This is a genomic window from Oceanihabitans sp. IOP_32, assembly GCF_009498295.1.
Taxonomy (GTDB): Bacteria; Bacteroidota; Bacteroidia; order Flavobacteriales; family Flavobacteriaceae; genus Wocania; species Wocania indica.
In genome coordinates, this window is sequence record NZ_CP040813.1 from 2,099,978 (window position 1) to 2,121,058 (window position 21,081).

Annotated in this window: 14 protein-coding genes; 7 read left to right on the forward strand and 7 right to left on the reverse strand. The window is 35.3% G+C overall.

Annotated features, from left to right (window positions below):
• The first annotated feature begins 323 nt into the window (after window positions 1-323).
• The 5 genes from FEZ18_RS08790 to FEZ18_RS08810 all read left to right on the forward strand — a co-directional run bounded on the left by FEZ18_RS08790 (window position 324) and on the right by FEZ18_RS08810 (window position 9,538).
• On the forward strand, window positions 324-3,407 hold the full coding sequence (locus tag FEZ18_RS08790; RefSeq protein ID WP_153267961.1) for a SusC/RagA family TonB-linked outer membrane protein: 3,084 nt from the start codon (window positions 324-326) through the stop codon (window positions 3,405-3,407).
• Window positions 3,408-3,443: 36 nt separating this feature from the next.
• The gene (locus FEZ18_RS08795) at window positions 3,444-4,784 is read left to right on the forward strand and encodes a RagB/SusD family nutrient uptake outer membrane protein (RefSeq protein ID WP_228122694.1); all 1,341 of its coding nucleotides are present in this window, start codon (window positions 3,444-3,446) and stop codon (window positions 4,782-4,784) included.
• A gap of 220 nt (window positions 4,785-5,004) precedes the next feature.
• The gene (locus FEZ18_RS08800) at window positions 5,005-5,604 is read left to right on the forward strand and encodes a ribonuclease HII (protein WP_153267963.1); all 600 of its coding nucleotides are present in this window, start codon (window positions 5,005-5,007) and stop codon (window positions 5,602-5,604) included.
• A gap of 123 nt (window positions 5,605-5,727) precedes the next feature.
• Window positions 5,728-8,151, forward strand: a complete 2,424-nt coding sequence (locus FEZ18_RS08805) for a ribonuclease HII (protein WP_153267964.1) — start codon at window positions 5,728-5,730, stop codon at window positions 8,149-8,151.
• Window positions 8,152-8,488: 337 nt separating this feature from the next.
• Window positions 8,489-9,538: a nucleoid-associated protein gene (locus FEZ18_RS08810; protein ID WP_153267965.1), complete on the forward strand. Its 1,050-nt coding sequence runs from the start codon at window positions 8,489-8,491 to the stop codon at window positions 9,536-9,538.
• 3 nt (window positions 9,539-9,541) lie between these two features.
• On the opposite strand, the gene FEZ18_RS08815 is transcribed toward FEZ18_RS08810, so the two are convergent.
• The 6 genes from FEZ18_RS08815 to porV form a co-directional block, all read right to left on the reverse strand.
• The gene (locus tag FEZ18_RS08815; protein ID WP_153267966.1) at window positions 9,542-10,222 is read right to left on the reverse strand and encodes an SDR family NAD(P)-dependent oxidoreductase; all 681 of its coding nucleotides are present in this window, start codon (window positions 10,220-10,222) and stop codon (window positions 9,542-9,544) included.
• Window positions 10,215-11,189: a M28 family metallopeptidase gene (locus FEZ18_RS08820; RefSeq protein ID WP_153267967.1), complete on the reverse strand. Its 975-nt coding sequence runs from the start codon at window positions 11,187-11,189 to the stop codon at window positions 10,215-10,217. Before FEZ18_RS08820 ends, FEZ18_RS08815 begins: the two co-directional genes overlap by 8 nt.
• A gap of 90 nt (window positions 11,190-11,279) precedes the next feature.
• Complete coding sequence (locus FEZ18_RS08825; protein ID WP_153267968.1) at window positions 11,280-12,926, reverse strand: pyruvate dehydrogenase complex dihydrolipoamide acetyltransferase; 1,647 nt, start codon at window positions 12,924-12,926, stop codon at window positions 11,280-11,282.
• 3 nt (window positions 12,927-12,929) lie between these two features.
• A complete protein-coding gene (gene pdhA, locus FEZ18_RS08830; RefSeq protein WP_153267969.1) occupies window positions 12,930-13,928 on the reverse strand; it encodes a pyruvate dehydrogenase (acetyl-transferring) E1 component subunit alpha in 999 nt (332 codons plus the stop codon).
• A gap of 156 nt (window positions 13,929-14,084) precedes the next feature.
• On the reverse strand, window positions 14,085-14,567 hold the full coding sequence (cdd, locus tag FEZ18_RS08835) for a cytidine deaminase (protein WP_153267970.1): 483 nt from the start codon (window positions 14,565-14,567) through the stop codon (window positions 14,085-14,087).
• Window positions 14,568-14,650: 83 nt separating this feature from the next.
• Window positions 14,651-15,853: a type IX secretion system outer membrane channel protein PorV gene (gene porV / locus FEZ18_RS08840; RefSeq protein ID WP_153267971.1), complete on the reverse strand. Its 1,203-nt coding sequence runs from the start codon at window positions 15,851-15,853 to the stop codon at window positions 14,651-14,653.
• Between the two features lie 690 nt (window positions 15,854-16,543).
• Between porV and gldJ the strand changes: the two genes are divergently transcribed.
• Window positions 16,544-18,232: a gliding motility lipoprotein GldJ gene (gldJ, locus tag FEZ18_RS08845; protein ID WP_153267972.1), complete on the forward strand. Its 1,689-nt coding sequence runs from the start codon at window positions 16,544-16,546 to the stop codon at window positions 18,230-18,232.
• A gap of 377 nt (window positions 18,233-18,609) precedes the next feature.
• The gene (locus FEZ18_RS08850) at window positions 18,610-19,887 is read left to right on the forward strand and encodes a UDP-N-acetylmuramoyl-tripeptide--D-alanyl-D-alanine ligase (protein ID WP_153267973.1); all 1,278 of its coding nucleotides are present in this window, start codon (window positions 18,610-18,612) and stop codon (window positions 19,885-19,887) included.
• Window positions 19,888-20,312: 425 nt separating this feature from the next.
• Here the strand turns inward: FEZ18_RS08850 and FEZ18_RS08855 are convergent, their stop codons facing one another.
• Window positions 20,313-21,080, reverse strand: a complete 768-nt coding sequence (locus FEZ18_RS08855; protein WP_153267974.1) for a carboxypeptidase-like regulatory domain-containing protein — start codon at window positions 21,078-21,080, stop codon at window positions 20,313-20,315.
• Window position 21,081: the final 1 nt, after the last annotated feature.

A 21,081-nucleotide genomic window follows, 5' to 3' on the forward strand; every position in this document is an offset into this window, starting at 1 on the left:
AGACGGTTTGCTCTCGGTGGTTTTACGGGATTTATTGGCTTGATTTTGTTAATTTGTTTAATTTAAGTAGAAATTGTTTTTTTATATTGGGGTAATTAATTTTAAATCTAATTTGATTAATTTCTTTATTAAATTTATTAAAAGTTTGGGGTCTGAAATGATTTGTATTTTATGGAGTTTGCGTTTTTTGCAATCATTTTATTTTTTTTAAATTGAGGGAAATTAAAACAAATTGTAAAATTGATATTTTTCTTAGTGATAATATTTTGTTTATTAACTTTTTTTTATGAATTTCGCGGGAAGATTAATCAAAAATAAAAAACATGAAAACAAAGTTTAGTGGAATTCTAACGCTATTATTAGCGTTTGTTGTGCAACTAACGTTTGCACAAGAAAAGACAATTTCAGGTGTCATTTCCGACGAATCGGGAATGCCTTTACCTGGAACAACTGTCTTAGTTAAAGGCACCACAACAGGTACATCATCAGATTTTGATGGTAACTACACTATTAAAGCGAATCAAGGGGCTACCTTGGTGTTTAGCTTTGTAGGATATACTACTCAAGAGGTTATGGTGGGTGCGTCAAACAATATTAACGTGACTATGCTAGAAGATACAGCTGCATTAGAAGAAGTGGTTGTGATGGGGTATGCTACAAAAAAGAGAGCAGACGTTACAGGTTCTACTGTTCAAATTGACCAAGAGGCTCTTCAGCAAACTCCTGTTGCTTCTGTGGATCAGGTGCTTCAAGGTAAAGTTGCCGGTTTATCTTTAACAGGAGACTCTGGAACACCCGGTTCTACATCGGATATCAGAATTAGAGGAATCAGTTCTATTACAGCTGGTAATGAGCCATTATATGTAATTGATGGTGTTCCAATGACAAACCCAAACTTAGGCGTACTCGATTCAGGTTCAAAATTGTCGGCTCTTTCATCTTTAAATAGTAATAATATTGAAAGTGTTACTGTTTTAAAGGATGCATCTGCAACGGCGGCTTACGGTGCTAGAGGGGCTAATGGTGTAATAGTAATTACCACCAAAGAAGGGAAGTCTGGAAAAACACAGTTTAACTTTAATAGCTATTTTGGTTTTACTAATGATGCCATTGATGGACCAACAGTTTTAACAGGAGCAGAAAGAGAACAGCTTTTTTACGAAGGTGTTTTTAATACCTTTGGAACGGCTCAAGGCTTTGCTGATTATGAAGAGGCTGGAGTATGGGCTAGAGCAAATACGTCTTACGGTAGATCATATCAAGCTTGGAGAGATGCAGGTAGTCCAGAAACAAATTGGGCCGATTTAATTACTAACAGAAATGCACCAATTCAGGAGTATAACCTATCTGCTACAGGAGGTGAAGAGACTTATAACTTTTATGCTTCATTAGGCTATTTTAGTCAAGATGCCACAGTAATAGGTTCAGAATTTGATAGAGTTTCTGGTGCCTTAAATTTTTCAAAAGATTTTTCTGATAAAGTAAAATTCTCTTCGATTAATTCTGGTTCACACTCATATCAAGATGGTTTGTTAGAGACAAGTGCTTATTTCTCTTCTCCTAGAGCTGTAAAGTATTTTATGCCTGCTACAGAACAAGCTTATAATGACGACGGCACTCTAAATTTAGGTACTAAATTACCAAATCCTTTATGGATAGCTCAAGAAGATATTGATGATAATAGGACTACTAGAATCATGTCAAATAATTCTTTATCTTGGGAAACTCCTATTGAAAATCTCGTGTTCACGACAACCGGAAGTATAGATTATGTTGTAGCCAACTTTAAACGTTACCGCAACCCTGTGAGGGGGGATGGTGATTCGTCAAATGGTTATGGCTATCAATCACATAGGAGCTATACTACTTATGTGTTCCAAAACTCATTGGATTATAGCTTTAATATAGGCGAAGATCACAACTTTAATGTTACAGCTTTACAAGAGTGGCAAAAAAATAGAAATTATTTTCTTGCTGGTGAAGCCGATAATTTTAGTGATGTAGGTTTAACAAATTTAAGTTCTGCTGGTAATAAAACAGATGGTACAGAATCTACGTATTTAGATTGGTCTATTGCGTCTTATTTAGGAATGATAAACTATAGTGCTTATAACAGTAAGTACGTTTTAAATGCTACTTATAGAAGAGAAGGAAGTTCTAGATTTGCTGCTAGCAATAGATGGGGTAATTTCTGGTCTGTTGGGGCTGCATGGAACTTACATAAAGAGAACTTTATGCAGAATGCAGACTTTATTAATAATTTAAAGTTAAGAGCTTCTTACGGGGTTACAGGAAATGCAAACATAGATTTAAACAGCTACCAGCCGTTATTAGGTTTTGATTCCAATTATAATGGCGAAGGAGCATCATACCCTAACCAATTTGGTAACGAGGAACTTTCTTGGGAAACTTCTTATACTTTAGATATGGGGATGGATTTTGGTTTCTTAAAAAACAGAATCACTGGTTCGTTTGCATACTATGAAAGAGAATCTAAAGATTTACTTTTGGATGTGCCATTATCCCTTACTAGTGGCTTCTTTGACCAAACTAGGAATATTGGTAGAATGGAAAACAAAGGTTTTGAGGTAGAATTAAATTTTGAAGTATTAAGAGGTCAAGATTTCTCAATGTCGATAGGTGGTAATTTAGCTACCAATGAGAACGAAGTATTAGAATTAGCTAAAGATTTAAATGGGGAAGAAATTAATATTACTTCATCTTATGATAGAGTTCAAACAGGCCATAAAGTATATGAATACTACATGCCTACTTGGGCTGGTGTAAATCCTGACACTGGTAATGAGGAGTGGTTTGTAAATGGTGTTGACGGTGCTAAAACAGCAAACTATAGTGAGGCAGAACGTGTATTTCAAGGAGGAAGTGTACTACCTACATTAACAGCCGGAATTAATTTCCATGTCGATTATAAAGGGTTCTTTTTAGATGCTAGTGGTTATTATGCGGGTGGACACTCAGTATATGAATCATGGGCGAGATATACTCAAGGTACAGATTTGTATCCTACTGCGTTGTATCAAGGTTATAATACTCTTTTAGACAGATGGCAAAAACCTGGTGATATTGCTCGAAACGGGAAATTCGAATACACAGGAAGAGCTTTTCAAACGAGTTCTAAATTTTTACACGAAGGAGATTATTTCCGTTTAAAGAATGCTACAATAGGTTACGATTTTAATGATAAATTTACCAAAGCTGCTAAGATTGATGGTTTAAGATTATTTGTTAGAGGAACTAACCTTTTAACTTGGGTTAAAGATGATAATTTAAAATATGACCCTGAGAGTATAGATACCGATGGGAATGATGGTGGAACTAGAGGACAAACTACATTAACTACACCACCAACAAAGTCTATCGTTTTTGGTATTAACTTAAAATTTTAAGAAAAAATGAAAAAAATAAACATTTTAATTGTTTTAATGATTGCATCTTTATCAATCGGTTGTAACACTGACGATTTAGATCCAGCACTAGAACAAAATAAGGATCCAAGAGTTAGTATAAGTAAAGTTGATAATTTATACGCTCTTATAAAAGGTGCTTACAGTAGAATGACGGGGTCTGGTTATTATGGTCGAGATCTTATTGTGAGTAATGAAGTAAGAACAAACAATGTTTTTTCTAATGGTAACTCGGGTAGATTTATTACGGAAGCAGGTTTTAATTATTCTCCTACAAACACTTACTTTTGGGATGATGCTTACAGAGTAATCTCTAGCGCTAACTTGGTTATAAACACTGATTTAACACAATTAGAAGGCGATCAAGACTTTGGCAAGCATTTACAAGGCCAAGCTTATGCATTACGCGCACTTGCTCATTTTGATTTGCTAAAGCAGTTCGGACAACAACACGTTACTGGTGGAACAACACCAGGAGGTATTCCTTATGTAACAACATACCGCACAAGTGATTCTTCTCAAGAAGATTTGTTTCCTCCAAGAAATACCGTTGAAGAGGTGAAAACTAAAATTTATGAAGATTTAAATAGTGCTTTTAATTTGTTGGAAGATACTGGTGAGAAAAATTTCTTTAGTAAATATGCTGCCAAAGCTTTAGAGGCGCGGGTAGCTACTTACTTTGGTGATTGGCCTAGAGTTATTACGACTGCTGAAGACGTAATAAACAATACTAGTTTTGCAATTGTACCAAGTGCTGATTTTGTGAATTCTTTTGCCTCAGATGGTGGGAACAATATTATTTTTGAACTTGAGTTTAGTGAGGCCGACAATCAAGGCTCTAATAGTTTAGCTTACATCTATAGAGGAAGTAGCTACGGTGATATCCAAGTTATTGATGATGTACTTAATCTTTTTGAGCCAACCGATGTTAGAGGTCTGGGAGGTATTTTAGGTTATGAAGGATCCATGTTAAGAAATCTTGGTAAATATCCTGATAATCAAGGTTATGATAACGTTGCTATTTTAAGATATGAAGAGCTTATTCTTAACTACGCAGAAGCCTTGTTCGAAACCGGAGGGGATGCTTTAACTCAGTTAAATAAAATACCGGCAGAGCGTGGGGCAACTTTATATGCTGTTGCTAGTAAAGAGAATATTTTATTAGAACGAAGAAAAGAGCTTATGTTTGAAGGTTTTTATTATGATGATTTATTAAGAACTGGAAGTGATATTGAAAAAACATCAGCTCAACAAAATATTTTGACTACAATTCCATATGGAGACCACAGACTGTCTTGGGCAATTCCAAGATCTGAAATGGATGCCAATTCTAATATGATTCAGAATAAAGGCTATTAAGAGTCATAGTTTTTACTAACTAATGTAAACCGTCTTGATATTATATATTAAGACGGTTTTTTTATAAAACGATTTAGAATATTGATTTTAATCAACTATCACTAAAACAGTTTTTAGTGAGGTCAACATTAAAGTTCACCCGAACCCCGCAAAAACTATTGGTCTAAGCTCCAGTTTAATTAGGTATAAAATTTATAAATTTGAAAATATTTATAATATCATGTTGCTACATAATTATTCGAATAAGCCTTTGGAGTGCGGCACAGACGAGGCTGGCCGGGGTTGTCTCGCGGGCCCAGTAACAGCTGCTGCTGTGATTTTGCCTCAAGAGTTTACCAATACGGTTTTAAATGATTCTAAACAACTAAGTGAGAAAAACCGTGTATTTTTAAAACCAGTAATAGAATCTGGTGCTTTAACTTATGGGGTAGCCCACGTTTTTGAAGAAGAAATCGACACCATCAATATTCTTAACGCCTCTATTTTGGCCATGCACAAATCTATAGATAATTTAAAAGCAATGCCTGAGTTTATTATAGTAGATGGTAACAAATTTAAACCTTATAAGGGTATTAATTTTAAAACGATTGTTAAAGGGGATACTAAATATTTGAGTATTGCTGCGGCTTCAGTTTTAGCAAAAACCTATCGCGACCTATATATGAATAAAATACATGAGGAATTCCCAATGTATAACTGGAAACAAAATAAGGGCTATCCCACTAAACAGCATCGAGAAGCTATTAAAAAATACGGGATAACCAAATACCACAGAAAGTCGTTTAAATTGATTCCTGAACAATTAAAATTAGAAATATAAGTTTGCTTTTTACAATTCGGTGTTTAAACCCTGTTTTTTAAGGCTAAAAATATGTAGGTTTGTGTTAATTTGTTTTACTCGAATATTGTACAAAACTTCTAGAATTTAAAAATTATTATATTCATGAGATATTTTTGTTTTGCCCTGCTATTAACCTTTTTAAGTTGTTCTAATAATAAAACAAAGCGAAGTCAGTTAATTCATTTTATACCGCAGCACACTATCGCAGTTTTAAAAACGGGAAATATTGAGGGCTTAAAAAGCGATATTCAAAATAGCGATCTTATTCAAAAATTATCCAAAACCACAAACTACATTAATCTAGAACAGCAATTAGAGTCTTTAGCCCTTTTGGAGCCAGAAGGCGAATTGTTAATTTGTTTTACTAAAAATAAAAACGATAGTTTATCGTATTCAATAATAACGAAACATCATAAAAACTTGTTTAAAACAGATTCGTTATCTAATTATACCGAGGAGCGTTTAGCTTACAAAAACAAGACCATCACAAAATCAAACCTAAATAATAACACGTTTTATAGTACAGTAGTAGATAGTATTTTTTTTGCCTCATCCTCCCAACAGTTGGTCAATGCCGCTTTTTCAAATTCTTACAACCAAACATTCGAGAAGTTTTATAAAACCACGAATAAAAATAAGTCGTTATCTGTAATTATGAAAACCGATAGCGCGTTTGTTAAGTCCTTTTTTATTGAAGATGCTTTAAGGTTTAAAAGCTTCTCTAATCATTTTGCTGTAGATACCGATATTAGTCAAGATGAAATTTTAATTAACGGGATTACAAAGGCTAGCGATTCATCAAAAAGTTTAATTAATATTTTTAAAGGTAATATTCCCCAAGAAAATCAAATTCAAAAGATAACGCCCTCAAACAGTGATGGCTTATTAAGTTTCACCTTTAATGACATTCATGTTTTTAGAACGAATTTGTTAAAATTCAACAAAAAAGATTCAATTCCTGCTACAACGCTTTTTGATAACCTAGCAGAAATTGGGGTTATCTATCATGGCGATAAACGCGCTGTAGTTTTAAATGCTATCGATATTTTGGCCACCAAAGAAGCCTTGTTAAGCGAACTTAATACTCTGGGAACCTACCGGCAAGTACAAATTTTTAACTTTAGTAAACCTACTTTATTTTCAGATTCATTTTATCCCTTAGTTACATTTAATAAGGCAACAAAATACTGTTTAATAGATAATTATGTGGTGTTTGCCAACAGTATGGAGCTGCTTCAAAACATTATTGCTAATTATCAAAATAAAACCACACTAGGTGAACGCGCTTATTTTAAAACCTTAAAAGAAAATTTAAGCGACGAGTCTTCGTTGCTCTTACTTGCCAAGCCGTCTATTTTAAAAAAGGTTTTACAAGATAATATGGCGAGTAATTCTGCCATGGCGTTGGATGAATATAAACTGTCTGCCATACAGTTTATTTACGACACTAACTTTGCACACGTTAATGGGGTTATTAAAAAGGCGAAAATAAAAGGTGTTCAAAACTCAATTACCGAAACGTTTAATATCAAATTGGAAGCCGCATTATTAAACAACCCGCAGTTTGTTACGAACCATGTAACTAGAGGAAAGGAAATTGTAGTTCAAGATGTTAATAATAACTTGTATTTAATTTCTAGTAAAGGAAAAATACTCTGGAAGAAAGAATTACAAGGCCCTGTTTTAGGAGATATCGAGCAAATAGATATCTATAGAAATGGCAAGCTTCAACTTGCATTTGCGACTCCAAAACGGGTTTACGTAATAGATAGAAATGGTAAAGATGTTTCTCCTTTTCCTAAGCGATTTGCAGACCCGATTACACAGCCATTATCTGTTTTCGATTACGAGAATAATAAAAATTACAGATTGCTTGTAACTCAGGATAAAAAGCTTTTTATGTATGATGTTGGCGGTAAAATTGTAAGTGGCTTTACCTTTAAATCTGCTAATAATACTATTTTTTGTCAGCCTAAACATTTTAGAATGGGTGGCAAAGACTATTTAACCTTTAAAACCGAAGATAAACTTTATATTTTAGACCGCAGAGGCCATACTAGAATAGTCCCTAAAACCTCAAGCAAATTTTCAGAGGAAGCCGTTTATTTATACAACAATAAGTTTACCACAACCACGAGTGCTGGCAATTTAATCACAATAGATACAAAAGGAAATACAGCGATTACAAATTTAAACCTTTCAGATAAGCACCATGTCTACACTACCAGTAAAACTTTAGTTACACTTAGTGATAATATTTTAACAATAAAGGGTAGGCCCGTCGAGCTAGAATTTGGAACATATTCAAGACCCATAATTTTTTATTTAAACGATAAAATATATGTATCGGTAACCGATGTTCAAGCTCAAAAAATATACCTTTTTGACAGTCAGGCGAAATCCATTCCAAATTTTCCGGTTTATGGAAGCGCTCAAATAGACTTGGGTAATATCGATAAAGATCGAAATCTTGAATTTGTTACAACTGGCGATGATAATACCATAATTTTGTATAAAATGAATTAAATTCGGAACTAGAAAGTCAATCCATCAATAATTTTAAGCAGGTGGTAAGCATGTCGAGTGCTGTGTTTTGGGGTTCAAGATTAGTGATTTTTGGTTTTAAATGGTTAGTATTGCAGTCTTGTACCAAATTAACAATCTCATGGCGCTTATCATTCGTTTGCTCACATTTTTCTATTTTATAAATAGGTGTTCATGATGTGCTTCGCAGTTCTTTTTCGCCCATATTATATTAAATAACGAGTTCGTGAATCTGCGACTTCTATCTCATGAGAACAAAAAATAACTCAAATTAATAAAACGATATTTTAAAAATTTAATTGGTCTTAAAACTCTAAATATGATTTCAAGAAAAAATGCTTCAATTTCGAAGTTTATTATCCATAAAGTTGGCAACAAATTTAACGATACAAAAAATGCATTTTCAGACAAAACAGTAGATTTCGATGAGCCCAGCTACGATTTAATGCTTCCTTTTTTATTAAGACCCTTTGGGAGCGTAGTGCAGAGTTATCGATTTAATCATCATGCCGATATTGCTTTAAATGAAATTAATAGTTACGCCACGCAAATTTTTAATGAAGACGATGCGTTTATTGAAGTTTCAAAACATATTGTAACGCATTTATACGAACAATCAACATCGGCTCAAATTAAAACAGGCGATGTATTAATTGTGATGTTTGAAGGCATTGAATACGGCGAGAAGACAACCAATGCCATCGGGATTTTTAAAATTGAAAATAAGGTGAATTTTTTTCAAACCTATTTAGAAAATAACAGTTACGATGTCTTGGTACAAAAGGGAATTAGTTCTAAAAAAATTGATAAGGGCTGTTTAATTTTAAACCAAAGTGACACCGAGGGTAAAATTATTCTGAGTGTTGATAATAATGGTTATGATGCGCAGTACTGGACCAATCAATTTTTAAATATTAAGTACGCCGATGATGCCAACAACCATACGCAACAATACTTAGGGCTTTGTAAAGAGTTCTCTTCCGAGATTCTTAAAACGAGCTATGGTGCTCAAGAGCAAAACACATTTTTAGCAAAAACGATCGATTTTTTCAAGGAAAATGAAGTTGTAAATATTGAAGTGTTTAAAGAAGAACTGTTTGAAGACGAAAAGCAAATACGAGAGTTTGAAGACTACAAAAAAGAATATGAAGACGAACAAAATATCCTTATTCGAAACCAGTTTGACGTTGCCGAAAAAGTCGTAACCAAAGAAAAACGCAAAATTAAAAGCGATATTAAATTAGATACCAACATACAGATAAAACTGGATATTGATGCTCCTGATGCCTCGGCAGAATATTTAGAACGTGGCTACGACGACGAGAAAAAAATGCATTATTATAAGGTGTTTTTTAATACCGAGGCTTAGTTTTTAAGGGGTCGAATTAGAAACTTGTAGCATTTTACCGTTATAATATTTGTTTCCGTTTAAAGCGAAATCGAAAATATACTCAGCCATTTCTAAAGCGCTAGTCGATGCTTTAAGACCAGGGAAGGCTTCCTCCAGCATTTCGGTTTGCACAGCACCTAAGGCTAGCACATTAAACGCAATGTCTTGTGCTTTGTATTCTTCGGCTAACAATTCGGTTAAAGTGATCACAGCTGCTTTACTAGAGCTATAAGCTGCCAGCCCTGGAAACTTCATGCTACCTTGAACTCCACCCATAGAGCTAATAGTAACTACATGGCTTTTAGTGGGCATAAATGGAAGGATAAGTCGCGTTAATTCTGCAACTCCAAAAACGTTGGTTCTGTAAACTTGCTCGAAGTCTAATATGGTGGTTTTGGCAAAAGGTTTATTGATAAGTACGCCTGCATTGTTAATGAGTATATCTACCTGCTTCCAATTTTCTTTTACAAACGTTTCGGCTTTAACAAAGGCTTCAGGATCCGATAAATCAAAAGCCATAGGAACAACATTCTCCAATTGTAAATCTTTAATTGGTTTATCGTTTCGTGAAAGTGCCAAGACGTTATGGCCAGCTTGCGCAAATAGTTTTACTAATTCAAAACCAATACCTCTACTGGTTCCCGTAATTATTATGTTACTCATGGTTTAATTTTATTTCTTGTGTTGGAGCATTTACCATACCTTCTAGGGCAGGAGTCATGGCATTAATAAAGTTGGTAAGGTGTTTAAAATCCATTTTGTCGGCCTCGTCGTCTACATGGTGGTAGTACTCAAAATTAGTGAAATCGAAGGTAGAGATGGCATGTGCTGGAGTATTAAAAAGCTTGTAAAACGGATAGTTATCCGATCTCATGAAAAGTCGAAACTCTTCTGCTTTTGGAAGGAATCCAATAATTTCTTTTTCGGCGTAAGTATTTAGTTTTTTGGCCATGTTCGATTTTTCGTAACCTGTAATATAAGCCATAATGTTTTCCTTTGCTCTGGGAACTCCCACCATTTCTAAATTAATCATGGTGTATAAATTAAGGTTTTCTGCTTTTAGCCGTTCAGCCAAATGACTGGAGCCTTTTAAACCGATTTCTTCAGCAGAAAACAGGGTAAAAAGTATACTTCGTTTATTTGTTTTACTCGTGTTAAAATGATTGGCCCATTCTAAAATGGCTACCGTGCCAGAGGCATCGTCGTTTGCACCATTAGCGATGCTGTCGCCATTTATTTTTTTTCCATAGCCAATATGATCGTAATGGGCCCCGAGAATAACAAATTCGTTTTTTAATTTGGGGTCGTTACCTTCAACATAACCTATAATATTATAGCCCATAATATCTTGTTCCTTGATATTAAAACTATCTCTGTAGGTTTCAAAATACGGTTTAATCGAGTTTTTTTTGAAGTATTCCTCTAGAAAAACAGCTGCTTTTTCAATGCCTTTGCTGCCTGTAGAACGACCTTCTAATTCATCTGAGGTTAAATATTCTAAATTTTCCTTGATGTTTTTTTCTAATATCGCATGAGTCGCAGTGTTGCTTTGATTATGCTCGCTGGTTTTTTCGTTTGCCCCACAGCTTAAAAGAACGACAACGCTTAAAATACTTAGTAGTTTTTTCATTTTAAAAGTTTAAAAAATTAAAGATAAAAAAAACCTGCTTCATTTAACTAGAAACAGGTTTTATAATATGGAATACTTTTTATTTCAATATTAAACTAATAAGGTTACAGGGTTTTCTATATATCCTTTTAAAGTTTGTAGGAACTGTGCGCCGGTTGCCCCATCAACCGTTCTGTGATCGCATGCCAAAGATAATTTCATCGTATTGCCCACAACTATTTGTCCGTTTTTAACCACTGGTTTTTCCACAATATTTCCAACAGAGAGAATTGCAGAGTTTGGTTGGTTAATAATGGAGGTGAAGGTGTCTATGCCAAACATGCCTAAATTAGAAACGGTAAACGTACTGCCTTCCATTTCTTGGGGTGTTAATTTTTTATTTCTCGCTTTGCCAGCAAGTTCTTTAACTTTGGCATTTATTTGTTGCAGGCTCTGTTCGTTTGCAAATCTTACAACAGGTACGACTAAGCCATCTGGTACAGCAACAGCAACGCCAATATGTACATGGTTGTTTAAGCGCATTTTATCTGGGAACCATTGCGAGTTTACCTGCGGATGTTGTTTTAGGGCTAAAGCACAAGCCTTAACAATAATATCGTTATAAGATATTTTTGTATCTGGAATGGAGTTAAATTGCTCACGGAAAGCTATAGCATTGTCCATGTCGAACTCCACACTTAAATAGTAATGTGGCGCTGAGTATTTAGAATTGGTTAAGGCCTTTGCAATAGCTTTACGCATTTGCGAATTCGAAATGTCTTCGAAATCTTCTTGACCAGTAGGTACAAATTTACCAACCGTTGCGGTAGATGTTGCTGCTGGAGTAAAGTTTTCAACATCACTTTTAACGATTCTTCCGTTTTCACCAGTACCTCTTACTTGAGATAGGTTTATGCCTTTTTCTTTAGCTATTTTTTTAGCTAGAGGTGAAGCAAATATTCTTCCGTTTGTTTGCGCAGTTGAGGTCGTAACTGATTTTTCTGTTTTTTCTGCTGTTCTCGGCGCGGTTTGAGTGTCTGGCTTTGCAGTTTCCAATTTTTGTGGTTTTGGAGTTTCTTCAGTTTTAGTGGCTTGAGTAGCTGCTGTGAAATTTTTAGCAATACCAGATACGTCTGTTCCTGCTGGGCCTATAATGGCTAATAATGCATCTACTTTAGCAGATTCGCCTTCTTGCAGTCCTATTTCTAGTAGGGTTCCCGATTGGAACGATTCAAATTCCATGGTTGCCTTATCGGTTTCGATTTCAGCTAAAATATCACCTTCTTCAACCGTGTCACCAACTTTTTTTAGCCAAGTGGCTACGGTACCTTCTTCCATGGTATCGCTTAAACGTGGCATGGTAACTAGTGTAACACCCTCTGGTAAATTTGAGGTCTCTGCTGAGTTTTGCGTATCTGTCTCAGCTTCAGGATTATCTGGAGTTGATTTGGATTCCTCATTTTTTTGCGTTTCCGCGGAAGCGTTACCAGTTGTCTTTATTAACTCTGATATATCTTCACCTTCGTCGCCAATAATAGCTAAAAGGGCATCTACCTTGGTTGTTTCGCCTTCTTGAACACCTATGTGCAGCAGTGTGCCTTCGTTAAAGGATTCGAATTCCATAGTGGCTTTATCTGTTTCAATTTCGGCTAAAATATCACCTTCTTCTACTTTATCGCCAACTTTTTTTAACCAAGCCGCAACTGTACCTTCTTCCATGGTGTCGCTTAAACGCGGCATATTTACTACTATTGCCATAGTTTATAATTTGTGTTTTATAAATGGATAATCTTCTTGTTCGTAAACCACATCGTAAAGTTGTTGTGTCTCAGGGTATGGTGATTCGTCGGCAAATTTTTCGCAGGCCGTTACGAGATCTTTGACGCGTTTATCGATTACTTTTAAGTCCTCCTCTGTGGCGTATTTCTTTTCGAGAATTACGGTTTTAACCTGTGTAATTGGATCTATTTTTTTGTACTCTGCAACTTCGTCTTTAGTTCGGTAATGCTGCGCATCACTCATAGAGTGCCCTCTATAGCGGTAAGTTTTGAGTTCTAGAAAAGTTGGGCCATCGCCTCGTCTGGCACGTTTAATCGCCTCGTCGAAAGCTTCTGCAACCTTAACAGGGTTCATGCCATCTACTGGGCCGCAAGGCATTTCGTAACCTTTACCTAGCTTCCAGATATCTGGATGGTTCGCGGTTCGTTCTACAGAGGTTCCCATGGCATAACCGTTGTTCTCACAAACAAAAACTACAGGAAGTTTCCAGAGCATTGCTAAATTAAAGGTTTCGTGTAACGAGCCTTGTCGTGCAGCACCATCGCCAAAACAACAAATGGTCACAGCATCTCTATCATGATATTTGTCGCCAAAGGCTATACCAGCGCCCAGAGGGATTTGTCCACCAACAATACCATGCCCACCGTAAAATCGATGTTCTTTAGAGAATATGTGCATCGAACCTCCCATCCCTTTCGAGGTTCCGGTTGCTTTTCCGTATAGTTCTGCCATAACACGTTTAGGGTCTGCGCCCATTCCTATGGGTTGAACGTGATTACGATAAGCGGTAATCATTTTATCTTTAGTTAAATCCATGGCGTGTAAGGCACCTGCCAGAACAGCTTCTTGGCCATTGTACAAATGAAGAAAACCTCTAACTTTCTGTTGAATATATACTTCGGCTAATTTGTCTTCAAATTTTCTCCAGAACAACATGTCTTCATACCATTTAAGGTAGACTTCTTTGGTTATTTTTTGCATTTAGTTTATAATTTATATCTACAAATAGGGTACAAGATGATAGGTCTTGAGCTTATATTATTGGAACTCAATTAACAATTGAGATAAGCGAATAACAAAAGTAACACATTAGTCACTAACGAAAAAACCGAAAATACTAAATTTTAAGTGAAATTATTACAGCGCAGATTTATCGAATACTAAGGGTAACAAATTGGCTAGAGAATCAGATTTAGCAATTTTACCGGTCTCTCCCATAAAATAAATTTCTATTGGGCTGTTTTGTTTAACTTCGTATTCTGCTATGGCCTGACGGCATGCGCCGCAAGGGGGAATAGGGCTTGAGGTTTTATTTGTTTTAGAACCAGCAATAATGGCCATGGTTAGCATTTTATTTTCAGGATATTTTGCCCCGGCGTAATAAATAGCTGTGCGTTCGGCGCATAAGCCAGAGGGATAAGAAGCGTTTTCTTGGTTGCTACCTGTAATTATTTCTTGGTTATCTAAACGTATGGCGACACCTACATAAAAGTTAGAGTAAGGGGCATAAGCTTTTTCTCGAGCTTTTTTGGCTTTACGCATTAAGTTTTCAACTTCTTTGGGTAGTTCACTTAAATCGTCGAAAACTTGAAGTGTAGTTTCAATTTTTATTTCTTTCATAAATTATGTTATTGCGAACCAATATAAGCAAAAACGATAGCTATTAGATCGTCACTTTGAATTAGAGTGTTGTTAATGTTTTTTTAGAAATTACTGTAAGTGCCAGTACCGATATTAAAAGTTAGCGAAAAGCGCAAGGTGTTTTCTAAGGGGCTTTGCACTTTTGAAGTGGAAAATAAGTAAGAAAAATCTATAGTCATAGCTTCGTACTTAAATCCAGCACCTAGAGCTAAAAATTTTCGAGCACCTTTATCTTCATTTTCGTTAAAATACCCCCCTCTAAAAGCGAAAGCGTCTTGATAAACATACTCGGCACCTAAGGCCCAAGTAAATTCTTTAAGCTCTTCACTAAACCCATCAGGAGCATCTGTAAAAGACTGAAACATACCAGATAAAAAGTTTACATCGGGGTCTTTGCCTTTAACAATTATAGTGGATTCGTTACCATCTTGGATTTGGTTGTTATTGAGATCTACAAAGCCATAAATAGGCGGTGTGGGCACTAATAATTTTCCAATTTCTGCTGTTACTGCCAATTTATTTTTGGGGTTAAATATAAAGTCGAACCCGCCTCCTAAGCGCAGCAATGTGGGTTGAAAATTGTCTTGTCCACCCTCGTCATAAGAAAATTTAGGTCCCATATTTTGTAAAGCAAAACCTGCTCTCCAGCGGCCATCAAAATTGTTGTAGGTTTTTATGTTGCTCTGATAAAAACCTGAAACATCTACACCAAAGGTGCTTGCTGCCGCGGTGTCATTGCTGCCTGTGTCAAGTTTTAGATCGGAGCGTAAATAGCGCATCGCTACAGATAGGGCAAACTTATCGCTTAAACGCAAGGCGTACGAGGCATCAATAGTTAATTCATTTGGTCTTTGAATTAGGGATTGTGAAAATTCATCTTGCACAAATTCTATATCACCTAAGGAAAAGTACTTAAAGCTTGCCGCAAATGCGCTACGTTCGTCCAAACGATTAAAATAAGTAACATTGCCTAAAAATACATCATTCACCAATTTGTTTAGATATGGAGTGTAACTCACGGCTACTCCCGATTTCGTGCTAGAGAAAGCATATTTTGCAGAATTCCATTGCTGGGAAAACGCATCTGCCGAGGTTGCAACGCCCATATCGCCCATCGAGGCAGCTCTCGCATCGGGTGCAATTAATACAAAAGGCACACCTGTGGTGATGACTCTTCGCTCTTGATTATCGAAAACGATGGCTTCTTGAGCATTTGTTTTTAGTAGGATAACAAATAATAATAATAGCAATATTTTATTCTTCATGAGCCATATTGTTTCAACAAATATAATTTTTATTTTAAGACTTTTTAGTAAACTTTAAAAGTTGTTAAGGTCTTCTGTGGAGATATTCAGCTTCAATAAGTTGTAATAATTAGTGGTAAGACACTTTTTTTTGACGACTTCATTGTTCGTTTCTATTTGGTTTTGTCGATAGCGCAATAGGTGCTTTCGTGTTCTTTTAAAACAGTTCATTGTTATACTAACGTTTATAAAAGTTGTCTATTGCAATACCGTATTGTTCGTATTCATTCTAAAATTCTTGAGTGACTTGAGTTTATGATTTGTATTCATTTCCTAAAAGTGGTCTGTGGCCTTTATAATGGTAAATTTTTAGATTCAATCATGTTTATCTCACAACAAAGTTGTCGATTGAAACTAATTTTTAGGTTTAGCGCTATATAAACATTGGCTTTAAAACTAAACTTATGGAGTAGTTTGTAAGACGGCTAAATTTTTATCCTGTTTCCATAAAAATAGTAATAAATTTGTAAAAAACACGTTTATAAACAACCGTATGGTCTTAATGAAACGGTTAAATTATCGTTGTAATGCTTAAAAAACAAGACGAAATACATGTTTTTTTGGTTAAAATGTAAAAAACTAGTTGTCATATTCGGTTAAATCATTATATTGCATCACCAAATTATTATCAGCTTACGTAAACGAATAACTATGAAAAAAATTTTAGCACTAAGGGTTATGGTAGTTTTAATGCTATTTTTAACCGTTATGGGTTGTAATAAATCTTCCAGCTCGAAGAACAGCTCTAGAGCCACAGGATGGCAGATTAACGACAGGCAAGGAGGTTTTCAATACAATACTAGTTTTAAAGAACAAGAAACTGGTCCAGGTTTGGTTTTTATCGAAGGTGGTACATTCACTAAAGGAAAAGTTCAGGATGATGTTATGCACGATTGGAATAATACGCCGTCGCAGCAGCATGTTCAATCTTTTTACATGGATGAGACCGAGGTTACCAATGTGATGTATCTGGAATATTTGGATTGGATTAAACGTGTTTATCCACCATCAAACGACAATTTTAGAGCGATTTATCACGGTGCCTTACCAGATACTTTAGTTTGGAGAAACCGTTTAGGTTATAATGAAATTTTAACCGAAAACTATTTGCGTCATCCAGGTTATGCTGAGTATCCTGTGGTTGGTGTAAGTTGGATTCAAGCTGTAGAGTTTGCTAATTGGAGATCCGATCGTGTTGGAGAAAAAGCCCTACAAGATGCAGGTTACCTAAAAAAAGGTTCGCATTTAAACGATGTGAGTGCCGATGCTACTTTTAGTACCCACACTTATATTAACGCGCCAACACTTACTTACGGTGGTAACGAAGAGGTTATAAATCCTGAGAAAGGAAGGGGTAGAAATGTGCAAACCGATGCCGATGGCAATCCTGTAAATGTTTATGCAAAAATAGAATCTGGAATAATACCAGTAAAATATAGACTTCCAACTGAAACGGAATGGGAATATGCAGCACTTGGATTGAGTGAGTTAAGAGATTTTAACTTGCAAAGAGGACGAAAAAAATACCCATGGGACGGGCAATACACACGTTCAGAAAAACGAAAAACTCGAGGTGACCAATTGGCCAATTTCAAGCAAGGTAAGGGAGATTATGGTGGAATTGCTGGATGGTCTGATGATGGTGCCGATATTACAAACGCTGTGAAATCTTATCCTCCAAACGATTTTGGATTATACGATATGGCAGGAAATGTTGCAGAATGGGTAGCCGATGTTTACAGACCGATTATAGACGACGAGTATAACGATTTTAATTACTTTCGTGGAAATATTTATACCAAAAACGCTATTAACGATGATGGCACGGTTAAAGTGGTGACACCAGATAATATTGTTTACGACACTTTGTCTACTGGAAAATTAGTTGCAAGAAATTTACCTGGGCAAATATTACAGGTGCCAGTAGATGAAAACGAAACCTACTTGAGAACGAATTTCGACAGAAGTGACGCTAGAAACTTTAGAGATGGCGATAAGCGCTCTTCGCGATATTTTGAAAGCTTTAATGACGACGAATTTGATACCGCTGAGCCAAGTTCTAATACCGGCAAAATGTATAACTCTCCAAAACATTCTGTTTCTAGAGATTCTCTGGGGAATATTGTAAGGGAGTATGATAGAAACAGTAATCGTACCTCTTTAATTAACGACAATGTTCGGGTGTATAAAGGAGGATCATGGAAAGATAGAGTTTATTGGTTAGACCCTGCGCAGCGACGTTATTTTCCAGAGGATATGGCAACCGATTACATAGGATTTAGATGTGCGATGTCTCGTGTAGGCACCAAAAGCAAAAACAAAAAAAAGGTAAGAGGATAAAAAAAGCATAGATTATTCCATGGAAGCCCTAGCGTATGTTAGGGCTTTTTTATTTTTATTCACTAGTGTGCCATTAAAAATATTATAATGCTGTCAATCCTTTTAAAATAAAGAACTTTGTACATTTTTTAAAATGTCACCTTGCTTATTTGAAATAATTATTAAGATTTAAAGGAGCTATTTTGTTAATTAAAGCACTTCTGTTTATCAGTTAGTTAGAATCAAGTCGTGGTTCTTATGTCTATTAGCGAAGCGGTCTTATGTCTTTTGTCGGACATTAATGATTTTTATTTTTTAAAACTAAATGGTTTTGCTTGTATTTCTATTAAATTTGTGACGCCAGTTTTTATGAGATTCTTAACGTTAAACTATTACAATTGAAAATTCAAGACCTACACCGTTTATTTTTGTCCTGCCATGCAGTATGTACAGATACCAGAACCATAAAAAAGGATGATATTTATTTTGCACTTAAAGGCGAAAATTTTAATGGCAATATTTACGCAGAAAACGCTTTGAGTAAAGGCGCTAAATATGTAGTTATTGATGAAGAAAAATACAAGAGTTCACCCAGTTGTATCGTTGTAAATAATGTTCTAGAAACGCTTCAAGAACTCGCCTCATATCACCGCAGCTATTTAAACCTTCCTATTGTAGCCTTGACAGGTAGCAATGGTAAAACAACAACTAAAGAGTTAATACATGCTGTGCTTTTAGAACGGTATAAAACTAAGGCCACTTTTGGTAACTTAAACAATCATATAGGGGTGCCTTTAACATTACTTTCTATGGACAGTAAGACAGAAATTGGTATTGTAGAGATGGGAGCCAACCACTTAAACGAAATTGCTTTTTTGTGTGCTCTTGCGCAACCAGACTATGGTTATATAACTAATTTTGGTAAAGCACATTTAGAAGGTTTTGGTGGCGTCGACGGCGTAATTAAGGGTAAAAGTGAAATGTATGATTATTTAATGGCTCATCATAAAACCATTTTTGTTAATGGCAATGATTCCATTCAAACGGAAAAAACATCAGGGTCAAATCGTATAATATTTGGAGATAAAGCTAATACAAACATTAAAGTTTCTTTTATTGATGCCAGTCCTTTTGTAAGCTGTGAATATAAAGATCTGGTTATTAACAGTAAGCTTGTAGGAGATTATAATTTTAATAATATTGCTGCAGCGATTGCTATCGGTGATTATTTTAAAGTTGAGCCAACCGCTATTAAAAAGGCAATCGAAAATTACAGACCTACAAATAATAGATCCCAAATTATTACCAGAGGTACGACCAAAATTATATTGGATGCTTATAATGCTAACCCTACTAGTATGACCGCTGCTTTGCTTAATTTTAATAAACAAACGGGGCGTAAAATGGCTATTCTAGGTGATATGTTCGAGCTCGGTAAAGCGGCTAAAGAAGAACATCAAAACATTCTGAATTTAGCACGTGATTTAAATGTTGATGCAGTGGTTTCTATAGGAGAAAACTTCTATCAATCTGAGGCTAAATCAAAAAAAATAAAACAATACCAGTCTTTCGAAGAATTTAAAAAAGGGTTCGATTTTTCACAGTTAGAAAACCTAAGTTTGTTAATTAAGGGGTCCCGAGGCATGGCTTTAGAGCGCGTTTTAGATCTATTCTAATTTTTAATGTAGTGCTATTATCTTTTTGTTAAATGTGCTAAGGGGCTTATACCAAATTAACCATGTCATGTCGCCTGTAATTCGTTTACTCACATTTTTTTATTTTATAAATAGGTGTTCATGATGTGCTTCTCAGTTCTTTTTCGCCCATATTTCGGTATCAAATAAAACCATAACTTTGGCTAGGCTTTGATTTTAGCTCACGCCCATATTATAGTAAAATAACGAGTTTGTGAATCTGCGATTTCTATTTCATCTGAACGAAAAATAATGTAAATTCACCATCGGACATTTTAAAATTAAATTGGTATCAAAAATGCTATTTTACAACAAGATTTAGTTTTTTATTCCAATGTATTTATTAGCACAAAAAAAAGAAGAAAACTGATTTTCTTCTTTTAATATTTTTGAATCTATTTTTAGAGCTAATTTCTGTTCCGGCTTAAAAGTTTATATTCTTCGTAGCATTCACTAATCGCATCAAGTACTTGTAAGTCGTTGGCTGTTTGAATAAATTCTTTGGAGTAGTTGCACTGTCTAACAATTTCATCTAAATCTACACGATCAACCTGTAATAAAACGGTGAGCATTTCCCTGTCAAAACGAGAGGCCAAGATATTTCTAATCTCATCATCTTCTTTCATTTTTCTCAGTTTACGCAATTCATTGGGTTTCTCTCCAAACATGCGGTAAAGAAAATCTGCTGGATTAAAAATAGAGCCTAATATTTTAGTTACGGCTGTTTGCCTTCCAGCTTCATATCCAGTGCTTGGTAAGCCAGATATGCTATATCTAAAATTACTGTTTATCTCAGGTACTTGCAACACGTCAACCTCTAAAAACCCTGTTAGTTTTAACTGATTAATCACGACTTCTTCCAGTGCTAATGCTAATTCTGTAAGCTCAATCTTAGAATTACCAAATTTCAACCAGTCGTTCGTAACACGGACCTTAATAGATTTAAAACCCAAATAGGAGAAATGTAGTGTGTCATTTACCTTAGCAGATATTTTAAACTCACCATTGCTATTAGTTGTTGTACCAATAACCTGATTAAGGTTTACAATATTTACACTTTCAAGGGGTGTATTATCGGCAGAATTAACAACGATACCTGTCGCTTTGGCTACGTCTTGAGCAAAACAAAGTGATGTGGTTAGTATAAAAATAAATAGCGTTAAATAGTTTTTCATC

Bases quoted from the DNA above. Each gene is read 5' to 3' on its own strand.
- FEZ18_RS08790 (WP_153267961.1), top strand. From the start codon at position 324: ATGAAAACAAAGTTTAGTGGAATTCTAACGCTATTATTAGCGTTTGTT.
- FEZ18_RS08795 (WP_228122694.1), top strand. From the start codon at position 3,444: ATGATTGCATCTTTATCAATCGGTTGTAACACTGACGATTTAGATCCA.
- FEZ18_RS08800 (WP_153267963.1), top strand. From the start codon at position 5,005: ATGTTGCTACATAATTATTCGAATAAGCCTTTGGAGTGCGGCACAGAC.
- FEZ18_RS08805 (WP_153267964.1), top strand. From the start codon at position 5,728: ATGAGATATTTTTGTTTTGCCCTGCTATTAACCTTTTTAAGTTGTTCT.
- FEZ18_RS08810 (WP_153267965.1), top strand. From the start codon at position 8,489: ATGATTTCAAGAAAAAATGCTTCAATTTCGAAGTTTATTATCCATAAA.
- FEZ18_RS08815 (WP_153267966.1), bottom strand. From the start codon at position 10,222: ATGAGTAACATAATAATTACGGGAACCAGTAGAGGTATTGGTTTTGAA.
- FEZ18_RS08820 (WP_153267967.1), bottom strand. From the start codon at position 11,189: ATGAAAAAACTACTAAGTATTTTAAGCGTTGTCGTTCTTTTAAGCTGT.
- FEZ18_RS08825 (WP_153267968.1), bottom strand. From the start codon at position 12,926: ATGGCAATAGTAGTAAATATGCCGCGTTTAAGCGACACCATGGAAGAA.
- pdhA (WP_153267969.1), bottom strand. From the start codon at position 13,928: ATGCAAAAAATAACCAAAGAAGTCTACCTTAAATGGTATGAAGACATG.
- cdd (WP_153267970.1), bottom strand. From the start codon at position 14,567: ATGAAAGAAATAAAAATTGAAACTACACTTCAAGTTTTCGACGATTTA.
- porV (WP_153267971.1), bottom strand. From the start codon at position 15,853: ATGAAGAATAAAATATTGCTATTATTATTATTTGTTATCCTACTAAAA.
- gldJ (WP_153267972.1), top strand. From the start codon at position 16,544: ATGAAAAAAATTTTAGCACTAAGGGTTATGGTAGTTTTAATGCTATTT.
- FEZ18_RS08855 (WP_153267974.1), bottom strand. From the start codon at position 21,080: ATGAAAAACTATTTAACGCTATTTATTTTTATACTAACCACATCACTT.